At 43.4% G+C, this 15,095-nt stretch carries 11 protein-coding genes; 8 read left to right on the forward strand and 3 right to left on the reverse strand.

The genetic code is table 11. The features are described 5' to 3' along the window. Nucleotides 1-789 (forward strand): hypothetical protein (locus tag ACLTWA_RS04825; RefSeq protein ID WP_412326432.1); only part of this gene is annotated, 789 nt, incomplete at its 5' end. A 793-nt stretch (nucleotides 790-1,582) separates the two neighbouring features. On the opposite strand, the gene ACLTWA_RS04830 is transcribed toward ACLTWA_RS04825, so the two are convergent. Next, nucleotides 1,583-2,749: an iron-containing alcohol dehydrogenase gene (locus ACLTWA_RS04830; RefSeq protein WP_412326433.1), complete on the reverse strand. Its 1,167-nt coding sequence runs from the start codon at nucleotides 2,747-2,749 to the stop codon at nucleotides 1,583-1,585. Between the two features lie 224 nt (nucleotides 2,750-2,973). Between ACLTWA_RS04830 and ACLTWA_RS04835 the strand changes: the two genes are divergently transcribed. From ACLTWA_RS04835 to ACLTWA_RS04860, 6 genes are all read left to right on the forward strand, one after another. Next, the gene (locus tag ACLTWA_RS04835; RefSeq protein ID WP_412326434.1) at nucleotides 2,974-3,117 is read left to right on the forward strand and encodes a MerR family DNA-binding transcriptional regulator; all 144 of its coding nucleotides are present in this window, start codon (nucleotides 2,974-2,976) and stop codon (nucleotides 3,115-3,117) included. Nucleotides 3,118-3,126: 9 nt separating this feature from the next. After that, nucleotides 3,127-3,348, forward strand: a complete 222-nt coding sequence (locus ACLTWA_RS04840; protein WP_412327180.1) for a MerR family DNA-binding protein — start codon at nucleotides 3,127-3,129, stop codon at nucleotides 3,346-3,348. A 507-nt stretch (nucleotides 3,349-3,855) separates the two neighbouring features. After that, complete coding sequence (locus ACLTWA_RS04845) at nucleotides 3,856-4,260, forward strand: RrF2 family transcriptional regulator (protein WP_412326435.1); 405 nt, start codon at nucleotides 3,856-3,858, stop codon at nucleotides 4,258-4,260. 29 nt (nucleotides 4,261-4,289) lie between these two features. Continuing rightward, entirely contained in the window at nucleotides 4,290-5,843 is a 1,554-nt protein-coding gene (locus ACLTWA_RS04850; protein ID WP_412326436.1) for an InlB B-repeat-containing protein, read from the forward strand. Then, the gene (locus tag ACLTWA_RS04855; protein ID WP_412326437.1) at nucleotides 5,840-6,631 is read left to right on the forward strand and encodes a class B sortase; all 792 of its coding nucleotides are present in this window, start codon (nucleotides 5,840-5,842) and stop codon (nucleotides 6,629-6,631) included. The genes ACLTWA_RS04850 and ACLTWA_RS04855 overlap by 4 nt, the downstream gene beginning before the upstream one ends. Nucleotides 6,632-6,835: 204 nt before the next feature. Continuing rightward, nucleotides 6,836-8,608 carry a GGDEF domain-containing protein gene (locus ACLTWA_RS04860; protein WP_412326438.1) on the forward strand — a complete coding sequence of 591 codons (1,773 nt, stop codon included), beginning with the start codon at nucleotides 6,836-6,838 and terminating at the stop codon, nucleotides 8,606-8,608. A gap of 32 nt (nucleotides 8,609-8,640) precedes the next feature. Here the strand turns inward: ACLTWA_RS04860 and ACLTWA_RS04865 are convergent, their stop codons facing one another. Both ACLTWA_RS04865 and ACLTWA_RS04870 read right to left on the reverse strand, forming a co-directional pair. Further along, nucleotides 8,641-10,548, reverse strand: coding sequence for an APC family permease (locus tag ACLTWA_RS04865; RefSeq protein WP_412326439.1), 1,908 nt, complete (start codon nucleotides 10,546-10,548; stop codon nucleotides 8,641-8,643). Nucleotides 10,549-10,762: 214 nt separating this feature from the next. After that, nucleotides 10,763-14,512 carry a phosphoribosylformylglycinamidine synthase gene (locus tag ACLTWA_RS04870; RefSeq protein WP_412326440.1) on the reverse strand — a complete coding sequence of 1,250 codons (3,750 nt, stop codon included), beginning with the start codon at nucleotides 14,510-14,512 and terminating at the stop codon, nucleotides 10,763-10,765. A gap of 252 nt (nucleotides 14,513-14,764) precedes the next feature. Here ACLTWA_RS04870 and ACLTWA_RS04875 point away from each other — a divergent pair, with 252 nt between their 5' ends. Next, nucleotides 14,765-15,082 carry a hypothetical protein gene (locus ACLTWA_RS04875; protein ID WP_412326441.1) on the forward strand — a complete coding sequence of 106 codons (318 nt, stop codon included), beginning with the start codon at nucleotides 14,765-14,767 and terminating at the stop codon, nucleotides 15,080-15,082. Nucleotides 15,083-15,095: the final 13 nt, after the last annotated feature.

A 15,095-nucleotide genomic window follows, 5' to 3' on the forward strand; every position in this document is an offset into this window, starting at 1 on the left:
GCGATACCGGACCTACTGGGCCTACCGGCGACACCGGGCCTACTGGCGACACCGGACCTACTGGTGATACCGGACCTATTGGCGATACTGGACCTACTGGACCTACTGGCGACACCGGACCTACTGGCGACACTGGCCCTACCGGCGACACCGGACCTACTGGTGATACCGGTCCTATTGGCGATACCGGTCCTACTGGCGACACTGGCCCTACTGGCGACACCGGACCTACCGGTGACACCGGACCTACTGGGCCTACCGGCGATACTGGACCTACCGGTGACACCGGACCTACTGGTGATACAGGGCCTACTGGCAATACTGGTGACACCGGACCTACTGGCAATACCGGGCCTACTGGCCCTACTGGCGACACCGGACCTACTGGGCCTACCGGTGATACTGGACCTACCGGTGATACTGGACCTACCGGTGACACTGGCCCTACTGGTGACACTGGCCCTACTGGCCCTACTGGTGACACCGGACCTACTGGCGATACCGGGCCTACTGGCGACACCGGACCTACTGGGCCTACCGGTGATACTGGACCTACCGGTGATACTGGACCTACCGGTGACACCGGCCCTACTGGCGACACCGGGCCTACCGGACCTACTGGTGACACCGGACCTACTGGCCCTACCGGCGGTCTTGCCAGCGCATACGGTGGGTATTATATTACCAGTTTTGGCTCATTGGAGCTTACTGCAACGCCAATTACCGTACCTCTTGATTTGCAATCAGAGGCGTCCAGCAACGTTAGTTATATCACACCAAATACTATAACTATTAATGAAGCGGGTACCTATCTGGTACTTATTACCATGGCAGGAAGATCAATACCTACAGCATCTACGGCATCAGTGACTCTTTCACTTGCTGTCAACAACACAATACAGGCAAATACGACGCAATCGCTGGAATTCAATTTGCTCGAACTTAATACTTTCTCTTTCTCCAATATATTAGATTTAGCGGCTGGAGACCAGTTAAGCCTTCTAATGTCTGCGGAGCCGGATGCATCATTTTCTTCTCCACAACCGGGGCAGACAGCAGGCATAGTTGTTCTGCGGGTAACCTGATTTGAATTGATTACAGTACAGATAAACAGTAATTCAAAATATAAACTTCTTATTTTGACCATAGTTACTGTAAACAAAAACTATAACCTTTTTAACTCAAGAGAATATAACAATATTGGGAAATAACTTAACATTTACTCTAAAAGAGGTAAGCTGCCATGAAACTGGCAGCTTACCTCAAACTTCGGACAAAAATAATCTCAGACCGCAAACCGCTCCAAAGAAAACACATAATTTTATATCTGAACGGTTTGACTCTTACATTATTTTGTTACATTATTTGTCGATTTTTTAGCATATACATAGAAATGCAGATTGTATCAGCCAACCATCTGTGCCCCCCCATAGTAATATGATGATCTGACAAGTATTTAAGATTATCCCATTCATGCATCAGAAATTTGTTATGAACGTTACAAAGGATTGAATAATATCGAAAGCCAATGAGCAGCTTTCCCACGAATCAATGGTAGTCATATGGCAATCTTAGAAAAAAACTACAACGCTCTTTCAAGAATTTTTTGGCTTATTTCTAATGTAATATCCCGTGTTTCGGAAAGTGTGGTCATTCCATGCGCTTCTAACTGTTTGATAATAACCGGTATTTTATCCGCTCCGATGCCATAGCCGGATAAATTGGTTTTTACACCGAGGCTTTCAAAAAACGCTTTGGTCCTACAGATCGCCAAGTCGATCTTTTCATCTTCACTACCTTTCCCAATATGCCAAACACGTTCCGCATATTGCAGGAGCTTCGCACGCTTTTGCTCACGGCGTATATCGAGCAATGCCGGTAAAATAATCGCCAGTGATTGTCCATGATCAATATTATATAAGGCAGTCAGTTCATGACCAATCATATGAGCGGCCCAATCCTGCGGCACACCTGCACATATTAGTCCATTCAGTGCCAGTGTAGCACTCCACATCAGATTTGCCCTCACATCGTAATTATCCGATTCCAAAACTGCAGTTTCGCCAATTTCAATCAGAGTCTGCAGAATCCCCTCCGATATACGGTCCTGCACCCTTCCATCCACAGGATAAGTAAGATACTGCTCTATCGTATGCACGAATGCATCGATTACACCATTAGCAACCTGAGTTTTGGGAAGTGTGTAAGTCAGGGTTGGATCTAAGATTGAAAATACCGGAAAAGCTAACTCGCTGAAGACGGAGTATTTGCCTTGCGCATAACTGATCACCGCACCGTTATTCATTTCTGAACCGGTAGCGGGCAAAGTAAGCACTGTGCCAAATGGAACCGATTTTCCTATAGTATCTAACGGGATGGGAGTAAAGCCATATTTCAGCAGGTCGTGTAAATCACCGTCATAAGATGAAGCAAGTGTTATAAATTTTGTCCCATCAATGACAGAACCACCGCCAATGGCAATTATAAAATCAATGTGCTCATTGCGTACAACTTCGACTGCTTTTACCAGGGTTTCAAAATGGGGATTTGACTCTATACCGCCAAATTCATGTATCTTCCTGTTTCCAAGCACAGTTTTTACCTTATCGATAAGGCCGCTCCTTTTTGCGCTTGAACCTCCATACGTTATTAAAACATTGGCTTCGTCAGAAACAAACTTATTAATACTCTCCAGCCTGTCCTTACCGAACAAAATTCGGGTCGGATTGTAAAAATCAAAATTAAACATGAAATAACCTCCTTGCGTTTTGTATAACCAGTATAAATCTTATACTAAACTCTAAGTCAAGCAGTATTTGAAACAAAAAATTTTCGATATTTATTGCGATTAATCCCTTGTATTTACTAATTATTTTAAAATTCTATTCATTTATTGCATTATAACTTGCTATCAGCACAATGATATGCTACTATTCACTTATAGTTACTCTAAGAATATAGGAGGCATAACCAATGCTTTTGTCTATAAAGCAATTTTCAGAAAAAACCGGTATTTCCGAATATACTTTGCGCTTTTATGAAAAAGAGGGCGTACTGCCTTTTGTTAGTCGAAACGATAGCGGAAATCGGGTGTATGATGAGCAAAATCTTGAGTGAATCGAATTCATAACGGCTTTACGCGAAACAGGAATGCCGCTTTCTGAGATAAAACGATACGTAGAGCTATTTAAGCAGGGAGACTGCACGATTCCAGAACGCAAACAGATGATGGTGGAGCACAGGGCCAAGGTGCAGGAGCAATTATCACAAACTCTTAAACACTTGGAGAAAGTCAATTATAAGCTGGCATTATACGATGTAATGTTAAACACCGTCCATTTTCCATAATCTCAAATGCAATCATAACGTTTAATCAATGTGGCCCATAAACTAAATATTTTACCATTTTATCCCTGACACCGATGTCAAACCGAAGTTTTTAAATCCGTCCATATCCGCCCCGGAATGATCGCACTTAATTGATTTCAAGTAAAAACATTACAATAGAATAAAAAAGTATAACAGGGCATTGCTTCGGCTGTGCCCTGTATTTTATTTGCATACAACAATGGATAAGAGCATTGCAAATACTGTAACTGATTATTTGAATCCAACTTAGTTAGCTCTGATAAAACCATAAAAGGCAAAATTCATTACATGAGATTGCTCATTCGTTACAAGAAACAACATAATAATCTTCCTGTTACTATACTTAACCTGTAAAGGATAATATAGATGCAGCAATACCAGAAAGGAGGAGTCATATATCATACCTTTATACTTATTAAGCCAAAACATATACACCAGACAACTCATTGATATTTTAGAATACATACTATAGAAAGGATGGTTTCTATGCGCTTTAAAATTACTACTGACTATGGGATTCGGGTCCTCATTTACCTTGCAAAAACCAAGGTCCCATTATGTTCTGCTAAAGATATTGCAGAACATATTAAAATTTCTTATCATTATTTTAACAAAGTGGCCGTTAGTTTAAGACACGCAGGACTTATAGAATCCGTACAAGGCCCTGGAGGAGGTTATCGCTTAGCCGAACACGTATCAGAACTTTCGCTTTACGATATTATTGAATTATTAGAAGGCAGCATCTATATAAACCGTTGTTTGGAGAAGCACGGATTTTGCAGTATGTATGGCAATGAGGGGCATTTTTGTCCGGTACATCATTTTTTTGAATCGGTAGAGCATAACCTGATTCATTCACTAAAAAGCAAAAAAATATGCGAACTATGTTGATTAAAAAATATGAATATGAGGTAATTAAAATGGAAAAAAAGAGGAAGATAATTCCTGCTTTTCTGATTTTGGTATTTTTCTCATTTAATACATATTTCAGTGTTTACGCCACAGAGAATGTATCAAATCACTCAGAACTTTCTTTAGCTACTTCCAGTGAAGCGGTTAATAAAAACCTGGTTCAGGAATCTTTACACACATTTACTGTTGTCTTTCATCCAGATGACGGTGTGACTTCTTACGAAGACTTCTTTAAAATAAAAGTCTCTGAAGGAAGTCTGATTTCCACGAAACCAGATACTCCAAAACGGGACGGTTATATTTTTAAAGGATGGTATGGCTATTTAGATGAAAATTATAAACCTGTCTTATGGAATTTTAACACTGACATCATAGAGGAAAATACGACCCTTTGGGCCTGTTGGGAAAAAGCCTGCCTGGTTGCATTCAATCCGGACGACGGTGTCACCGCCTATAACGATTTCTATAAAGTAATGGTACCTGCCGGCAGCTTGGTCACAGCAAAGCCAGACACACCCAAACGGGAGGGTTATATTTTTAAAGGATGGTACAGTTATTTAGATGAAAATAATAACCCTGTCTTATGGGATTTTAACACTGACATCATAGAGGAAAATACGACCCTTTGGGCCTGTTGGGAAAAAGCCTGCCTGGTTGCATTCGATCCAGACGACGGCGTCACCGCCTATAACGATTTCTATAAAGTAATGGTACCTGCCGGCAGCCTGGTCACAGCAAAACCAGACACGCCCAAACGGGAGGGTTATATTTTTAAAGGATGGTACAGTTATCTAGACAGTACGGGAAAACCGGTTTTCTGGAACTTCAATACTGACACAGTCGTAGAAAACACCACCCTCTGGGCCTTTTGGGAGGAAGCCTGTCTGGCCACTTTTGATCCGAATGACGGCATTACCGGCTACGAAGACTTCTTTAAAACCACGGTACCTGTCGGCGGTTTTATCACTTCAAAACCAAATACTCCCAAACGAAAGGGCTACCGTTTTCTTGGCTGGTACAGCTATTTAGATGAAAATAATAACCCTGTTTTCTGGAATTTTGACACTGATACAGTTTCTCATAACATAACGTTGTGGGCCGCCTGGAATGAAGATAAGGAAACTGAGTCTAACGGTAATAATAACGAAAACGGTAATGGCAATGAGAACGGCAACGTAAGCGGCAATGATAACGGCAACGAGAACGGCAACGTAAACGGCAACGTAAACGGCAATGATAACGGCAACGTAACCCCAAATGGCAACGAAAATGAAACACCTCAAAAAGGCAGCAGTGGAAGTTCCTCCAGCAGCAGTAAAAAGAAGGGCGGCCCAACCCCGACAAAGCCCCAGACCAGCGAGGAAGATTCCATCGATTTGGAGGAACAGTACGTTTCTATAAGCGAAAATACTCCTGTACCTGAAGCAAATATGATAAGCAGCAACAAACTGGATTCCATGCCCAAGACAGGAGGCTTAGACATTTTGCGGTATGGGACTAGCGCCTTTCTCTCTCTCCTATTGCTGCCTGTTTTACTTTTCCGCCGAAACAACGAGCAATGAAGCGGGGTTCTCTTCCCATTCTCTTTGTGGTTCTGATATTTTGTTATTCCCTGGCCGGACTTTTGTATTACCTTAATGACATTTTCCATACCAAAGATGAAATCAGAAACTTAGAACAGTTAATTCAGACCAGAACAAAGCTTTCTCCTGATTTGGCTGAGACGGAGGCTGACGTTTCAGAGGAAAATAAGAATCCCACCAATGCCCCCATACAGTCAGAATTCAGATACCTTTACGAACAAAACTCTGATTTCATCGGCTGGCTGTCCATTGACAATACCGGCGTGAATTATCCAGTTATGCAGGACCCCGACGGATCCGATTATTACCTGGAACATGATTTTCAAAAAGAGCCCAGCATTCATGGTCTTCCTTTTTTAGACAGCAAATGCGATATCAGAGACTCAAAGGCACTTATGATCCACGGACATAACATGAAAACAGGGTTAATATTCGGAGAATTAATGAATTACAAAAAAGAAAGTTTTTATAAGGATCATCCACAGATTCGTTTTCACACACTATACGAAAAAGAGGATTATGAAATCATTGCTGTTATTCTTTCCAAAGTGTATGAAAAAACGGATAATGACTTCCGATACTATCAGCTTGATAACTTACAGACCCCGGAAGGCTTCGATTCCTATATGGAGGAGATCAAACAGCTTGCTCTTTATCCGACTGGGAAGACAGCCCGTTTCAGTGACAAGCTGCTCATACTCTCCACCTGTGAATATTCTACTGTCAACGGACGACTTGCTGTGATTGCCCGTAAAATACTCTCATAAAAACCATTCCGGAATGCTGGAGGCCATAATCGACCTCCAGCATTTTATACTTGACATTTCTGCACGGAAATTCTTTCCAGCGCCTTTTATTTCATTGAGCTGCCGGGACATAACTTTTTACATCAGCCTTACAACAGCCTGCTTGTATTCCGCTCTTAATATTGATAGACTATCACTGAAAAATAAATTAACAGAGGTAAAATCATGAGCGCCCCAACAGAGACGAAAGATAAGTTAGATCAAACCAGTACATGTATTCTTGATCAGATTTTAAAAGGAGAATGTATTAAGCCGGTCTATCAGCCGATTGTATCATTAACAGACGGTACGATTTATGGATATGAGGCCCTCAGCCGCATATCCAAAGAAGAATTGCAAATGAATATAGAGCAAATGTTCAGACTTGCGGACCGGGTGAATAAGTCATGGGAGTTAGAAGCTCTGTGCCGGACAAAAGCACTGGAACATGCATCTGCTCAGGGTTTAGATAAGAATTTGTTCCTCAATGTGAATTCCAATATTATTCATGATGAAGCCTTTAAAAAGGGATTCACCAAAAAACGCCTGGAAACCTATGGCCTTGATGCCAGCAAAATCATATTTGAAATCACCGAACGGGTTGCCATACTGGACAGCAATGCATTTTCAGGCTCCATCAACCATTACAAAAGTCAAAGTTATGGAATAGCAATCGATGACTTTGGGGCAGGATATTCGGGCCTGAATATCATTGCCAGCGTCAAGCCGAATCTTATAAAGCTGGATATGAACCTGGTGCGGGACATTGACAAAGATGAAATCAAACAGCTTCTGTGCAAAACAATGGTCAGTTTCGGGAAAAGTGCAGGCATACAATTGATTGCCGAAGGAATTGAAACCGATGAGGAATTAAAAACATTAATAAGGCTGAAGGTGGATTATGGACAGGGATATTTTCTGGGCCTCCCTCAGGAAATCCTGGAAAAAATAGCTCCTGACAAGGTAGAACTCATTAAAAAATACCATACCAGGCAATACTATGAAAATGCCAAAAGCTCGGTTTATCCCATCATCGGGCACCTTGCAAGGCCCGGATACACCTTTTCTCCCGAAGAAAAGGCGGGCAGCATCTATGAAACACTGAGACATAACCCGGCTATAACAGAATTTGCGATTATTAAAAATGAGATTGCGGAAGGCTTTATGGTGCGGGCCGACATTTACGAAATGTTCGGAGGAAGATACGGACATAGCCTCTATTCAAGAAAAGCCATTAAAGATCTGATAAAATCGGATTTTATGAGAGTAAATTATAACATGACGGTGGATCAGGTTTCAAGACTTGCAATGCAGAGGACACTTGATCAGCTTTATAATCCTATCGTAGTGGAAAAAGACAACAAATATTTAGGTGTTGTAACCATCAAAGACCTGTTAAATGCGTGTACACAAGTAGAAATAGACCGCGCCATGCATTCCAATCCCCTGACAGGCTTACCAGGAAATTTACTGATTGAAAAAGAAATATTAAGCCGCATCGTGGGAGATGATCCCTATTGCATCACATACTACGACATCGACAATTTTAAAGCCTATAATGACGCCTACGGCTTTAATAACGGAGACAAAATGCTGGCTCTTGTGGCAGATATCCTGCGGGATTGTGCAGACAATAATGAATTTATCGGACATATCGGCGGTGATGACTTTATTGTGATCTGTGATTACCACGAAGGCGAAAATTACTGCAATAAGGTGTTGGACAAGTTCGCTGCAGGCGTTCTCTCCCTCTACCATGAACAGGATGTAACAAGCGGCTATATCGTATCAAAAAACAGACATGGTGTTACGGAAAACTTTCCTATTGCAAGCCTTTCCATTGCCGGGATATCAAACAGAACAAATACCTACCGGAGAATCAGCGACTTTTCAAACCATATCTCCCAACTGAAAAAGAAATGCAAACTGATGCTTGGGAATTATGTGGAAATTATTTGATCACCAATTCTCCGGAGGAGAAGAACCTGATATTATTTTTCCTTTGCTTTGCTGCCGGCTTCATTTTCAGATGCAGGCAGGAATGCCGAACTGTAAATATACGGAACTAGGACGGTCGCCACATTTCTGTGCCTTCTCAGCTTCTGCATAATAAAATATGTCGTCTGGTTGTGCAAGATATTGGCAAATAAACTTTCCTCCATGAACCGGGACATTACAATGGTAATCATATCCCCTGGTTTCAGATTCTCTTCTTTTTTGCTGATGTAATCTTCCACCGGCTCAATCAGCTCCCGGTAAGGAGACATGACAACCTCCAAAGGAACATCAATTCCAGTCTCCACCCATCGTTTTTGAAGCCGTTCACTTTGTTCCTCATCAGTGGAGATATGAAGCGCAACCACATTGGAGGTAATTAAATTGGCGTAATTCAGCGCTTTGAGCACCGAACGGTTGATTCCTCCTACTAATACGACACAGAGGTTGGTGTCCTGACTGACGCTCTTATGATAATGAGCCATAAAATCATTGACCTTTAACTGGCGGCCAACAAACTCATAGTGCCTTTTGATCCGGTACATGACACATACGATAATCGGGATAACGATTGCCAGCATCCAGGACCCCTGGGGAAATCTTGTCACAAATACAATGACAGTTCCTGTTCCGGTCATTAACGCCCCCAATCCATTGATCAGCATTTTATACCGGTATCCCTTTCCTTTTACCCGAATCCACCGAAGCACCATACCGGTCTGGGACAGTGTAAAAGATAAGAACACTCCGATCGCATAAAGAGGAATCAGATAATGGGTTTCCGCACGAAAAACGATGAGCAGCAAAGCTGCAAGGAAAAAGATGAATAATATACCATTGGAGAAACTAAGTCTTGTTCCGCGGTGCATAAACTGACGGGGCACATATCCGTCGTCTGCGAGAATCGCAAGCAGGGTGGGAAGGCCGTTATAAGCCGTATTGGCTGCCAGCAAAAGGATCAATGAGGTTGCAAACTGGAGCACATAAAACATGATTCCCTGACCGAATATGGCTGATCCCATTTGGGAAATGACAGTTTTTCCTTCTAACGGTATGATGTGCAGAGATGTAACCAAAATTACAGACCCGCCGAAAATAACAATAATGATCCCTACCAGAATAAAAAGCACATTTTTTGCATTACGCTGGGACGGTTCCCGAAAGCTCGGTACGGCATTGCTGACCACTTCCACACCGGTAAGTGCGGAACATCCGGAAGAAAATGCCCGAAGCAGAAGAAACAGGGAAACCGTTCCCAAACCTCCGGTCACCGGCTTTATGGCCTCCGGATCATGTACCGGCGGCAGATTCCCTGTAAAAAGTTTGACAAATCCGGTAACAATCAGTGCCAGCATAATAAGAATAAATGCATAAGTCGGTATTCCAAAAAGCTTTGAGGACTCTCTCATTCCTCTTAAATTCAACAGAGTAATAATACAGAGAAATAACAGTGCAAATATGAGACGGTAATGGCTGAATCCGGGAAATGCGGATACAAGGGCCGCAGTCGCTGCCGATAAACTTACTGCCACCGTCATGATATATCCAATCATCAAAGCCGAAGCAGCCACCAGCGATGCCGTCTTTCCAATGTTCTCCGCAGATACCACATAAGCGCCGCCTCCATTTGGATAGCAGGAAATAATCTGTGAATAAGAAAACGCAAGCACCAGAAACAGTAAAATGATCGGTGAGGTAACAAAACCAAGATAATTAACCGCTGACAATCCAAGAATCGGCACCAGTACAAGAAGCATTTCTTCAATGGCATACGCCACAGAAGATACCGCATCGCTTGCCATAATCGGCACGCCCCAAAACGGTCCCAGCTTTTCTCCTTCCAAATCATTGCTTTTTAAAGCATTGCCCAACAATATATGTTTAAGCTTTCTCTTTGAATACATAAATAAATCCCTCTCTGGTATAATTCCTGTTTAAAATAAGTATAGCCATTTTTCTGTGAATTAACATCACCGATGAACCATCATAGGCTTAATTTTCCCTATTGTCAAGTACTGATTTTCAAACAAGTCCATGAAAAATGTAAAAATCAAAACCATAACGGCAATATAAAAGCAACCCCCTGCACAAAAGAACATGCAGGGCATTGCTTTTTAATTATCTGAAGTAATTTACGCCTGATTCAAAGATCTTCATATCCTGTTCCCCATAGATATTGATGGCAACCCCTTCTCCTCTTCGCTCGGAATGAGCCATCTTACCAAGGACGCGGCCGTCAGGGCTTGTGATACCTTCAATCGCCATATATGAACCATTGGGATTCCAGAACTCATCCATGGTGGGACAGCCTTTGTCATCCACATACTGAGTCGCTACCTGGCCATTTTTAAACAGCTTATCAAGCCACTCTCCATTGGCTACAAAACGGCCTTCTCCATGAGAAGCAGGATTGCAGTACACACTGCCTAATTCCGCACCGGTAAGCCATGGAGATTTATTAGTCACAACCTTTGTGTAGACCATCTTGGAGATATGGCGTCCAATGGTATTCATAGCCAGAGTCGGAGAATCCTCTCTCTGCTCCACAATGGTTCCTTCCGGAACCAGTCCCAGCTTAATCAGTGCCTGGAAGCCATTGCAGATTCCAAGCATCAGGCCGTCTCTTTCATTTAACAGCCTGCTGATCTCTTCCTTGATAAATTCGTTTCTGAAAACTGCTGCAAAGAACTTGGCTGATCCATCGGGTTCATCACCAGCGGAAAACCCGCCGGGGAACATGACGATCTGGGCTTTTTCTATATCCCTGCGGTAAAGCTTTACGGATTCCCGGATATCGTCTGCACTTAAGTTCTTAAAGACCCTGGTGGTCACATTGGCACCTGCACGTACAAATGCCTTTGCGCTGTCGTATTCGCAGTTGGTTCCCGGAAAAACAGGGATAAATACATTGGGCTTCGCCACTTTGTTCTTGCATACATAGATATCTCTGGCATGGTAAAGTTCTTCACGGACCGGAGTAATCTCTGCACCTGATTGTGTAGGGAATACGTCATCAAGAGGTTCCAGCCATGCTTTCAGTGCCTCTTCCACAGGAATTGCCACATCTCCATAGGCAAACACTCCCTGATCCGTTACTTCCCCCAGAACTGTATGGGAAAAGCCAAGCTCTGAAACCATTTCCGCCGGAACTTCACAAACAAGATTGCCCCAACCGGCAGCAAAAAAGTCTTCCGGTTCTACATGGGCTTCGATCTTCATGCCCAGCTTGTTGCCAAAGGCCATCTTGCTGACCGCCTCACAGATTCCATGTCCTTCCACTGCGTATGCGGAAACAACCCGCCCTGCACAGATATCTGCAAATACAGCTTCATATCCTTCCATGATCTGGCTGTATACCGGCAGATCATAAGCATCCCTTTGAATCTGGAACAGAACGATCTTGTTCCCGGCCTTTTTAAACTCCGGTGAAATTATATGATTCTGGCTTGCAATATCCACAGCAAAAGAAACAAGGGTAGGCGGCACATCAATATCCTGAAAAGTTCCGGACATGCTGTCCTTTCCTCCGATGGAAGGAAGACCAAATCCCATCTGCGCATGATAGGCACCGAGAAGTGCTGCAAAAGGCTGACCCCAGCGCGTCCCATCCTCTGTCATCCGGCGGAAATATTCCTGGAAGGTAAAACGGATCTTTTTAAAGTCCCCGCCTGCTGCCGCAATCTTGGCAACGGAAGACAGCACCGCATAAATAGCCCCATGGTAAGGGCTCCAGCTGGAAAGATATGGATCAAATCCATAACTCATCATAGTAACGGTATCTGTTCTTCCCTGCAGTATGGGAAGCTTTGCAACCATGGACTGGGTCTCTGTCAGCTGATATTTTCCGCCATAAGGCATGAATACGCTGCCGGCTCCGATGGAACCGTCAAACATCTCCACAAGGCCTTTCTGAGAACAGACATTCAAATCAGAAAGCACGTCTGACCATGCCTTTTTCACATCTGTAATCTCTTTCTTCTCAAAAGCATTCCCTTCTCTGCCCGGAACCTCTAAAATGACAGAAGCCTCCTGGTGGGCACCGTTGGTATCAAGAAAGGCACGGCTGATATCAACAATGGTCTTTCCTCTCCAGTTCATGACAAGACGTTTTTCTTCCGTTACTACAGCTACGATAACTGCCTCTAAATTCTCTTCTGCTGCAAAAGCAAGAAACTTGTCCCCATCCTTTGGATCGATCACCACTGCCATACGTTCCTGGGATTCGGAAATGGCGATTTCCGTACCGTCAAGCCCTGCATACTTTTTGGGAACCTTGTCTAAATCAATCTTTAGGCCGTCCGCCAGTTCACCGATGGCAACGGACACGCCGCCTGCCCCAAAATCGTTGCACTTTTTAATGATCTTACTTACTTCTTCTCTTCGGAACAGCCGCTGGATCTTCCGTTCCGTAGGTGCATTTCCTTTCTGAACCTCTGCCCCGCAGGTCTCAATAGAAGCCTCGGTATGGACCTTTGATGACCCTGTAGCTCCTCCGCAGCCGTCACGGCCTGTCCGTCCGCCGAGAAGGATAATAATATCTCCCGGATCAGATGTCTCACGAATGACATTTGCTCTTTTGGCTGCTCCCATGACAGCTCCGATTTCCATTCTTTTTGCTACGTAATCCGGGTGATAGATCTCTTTTACATATCCGGTCGCAAGGCCGATCTGGTTTCCGTAGGAGCTGTATCCCTTTGCCGCTCCGGTCACGATCTTTCTCTGAGGAAGCTTTCCTTTGAGAGTCTCACTTAAGGGTCTTCTTGGATCTGCGGCTCCTGTTACACGCATGGCCTGATAGACATAGGTGCGCCCGGAAAGAGGATCGCGGATGGCTCCGCCCAGACAGGTAGCTGCTCCTCCGAAAGGTTCGATTTCCGTGGGATGGTTGTGGGTTTCATTCTTAAAGTTCACCAGCCATTCCTCTTCTACCCCATCATTTAAGACAGGAACCACGATACTGCAGGCATTGATTTCATCAGACACCTCCAGATCTTCCAGCTTTCCTTCCATGCGGAGTTTTTTCATGGCCATAAGAGCCAGGTCCATCAGACAGACATATCTTCCGCTCTTTCCCTTTAAGACCTCTTCCCTGTCTGCAAGGTACTGGTGATACGTCTCCTCGATGGGCTTTCTGTAGTCCCCATCGGTAAACGTCACCTCCTTTAATTCTGTCTGGAAGGTGGTGTGGCGGCAGTGGTCTGACCAGTAAGTATCCAACACCCGGATCTCTGTCATGGTTGGATCTCTGTGCTCTTCCTCTTTATAATAATTCTGGATATGAAGAAAGTCCTGGAATGTCATGGCCAGATTCAAGGAACCATATAAATCCTTTAATTCCGTCTCATTAAAATCCTTAAATCCGTCAAACACAATTACGTCGTCAGGCGTTTCAAAAACCGTAACAAGCGTCTCCGGCTTCGTCTCATCCGCTTCTCTGGAATCCACCGGATTGATGCAGAAAGTTTTGATTTCTGAAATCTGGTTTTCCGTAAATGCGCCTGTAATCACATAGGTCACAGCAGACTTGATCACCGGCTCTTCGTCTTCCTTTAACAGCTTGATACACTGCTCTGCGGAATCCGCCCTCTGGTCAAACTGCCCCGGCAGGTATTCTACGGAAAAAACCACATCCTCTTGATTTACCGGAAATGTCTCCAGATAATATTCATCCACCGGAGGCTCGGAAAAAATGGTTGTAAGAGCCAAACCGTAGATATCATCAGATAAATTTTCCATATCATAACGGATCAGCACCCGCACATTTTCTACGTTCAATATCCCGAGATAGCTTTTGATCTCCTCTTTTAATTCCCTGGCTTTCACGGCGTAGGCTGGTTTCTTCTCCACGTATACTCTTCTTACACTCATAATTTCCTCCTTGTAAAGAATCCATATGGTCATTCATATTACCATCATACCATAAGATGTATCAATAAGTGAAATTAATATATCTTATGGTATTAATCAGTTATATTAATATAAAATCTCTTTGTAATAAGGCTTATTTATCAGTTCAGCCTATTTCGACATTATTCGATATTTTTTTCAAAAACACTTGAAAGTTTAAAAGTTTTACAATATAGTAATAAAGGATTTTTTTACAAAGGAGCGCAATTAAATATGGATCTTAATCAACAATTAAAAGACTTATGCCAGAAATATTCATTTGAAAGCACCCACTTCAAAACAGATGAACTGAGCCCCAACCTGGAGGTGTGCCTGGAGCTGCGTGAGGATCACATCGATACGTTCATTGAAAAAGCCGGACAGCTTAATTCCATTGTGGAATCCTGTGCCAACATGATCAGTATCTTTGACACTTCGGTTTCCAAAGAGCTGCTGATGCAGACGACTCTCCGGTGCGGCGAAAAAAACAAGCTGTATATCCGCACTACCCCATCCATGTTAAAACTTCTGGTGGAAACGCTGTTTGATTAAGAATTAAATAAGC

This window comes from Lacrimispora sp. (assembly GCF_046972725.1).
GTDB lineage: Bacteria > Bacillota > Clostridia > Lachnospirales > Lachnospiraceae > Lacrimispora.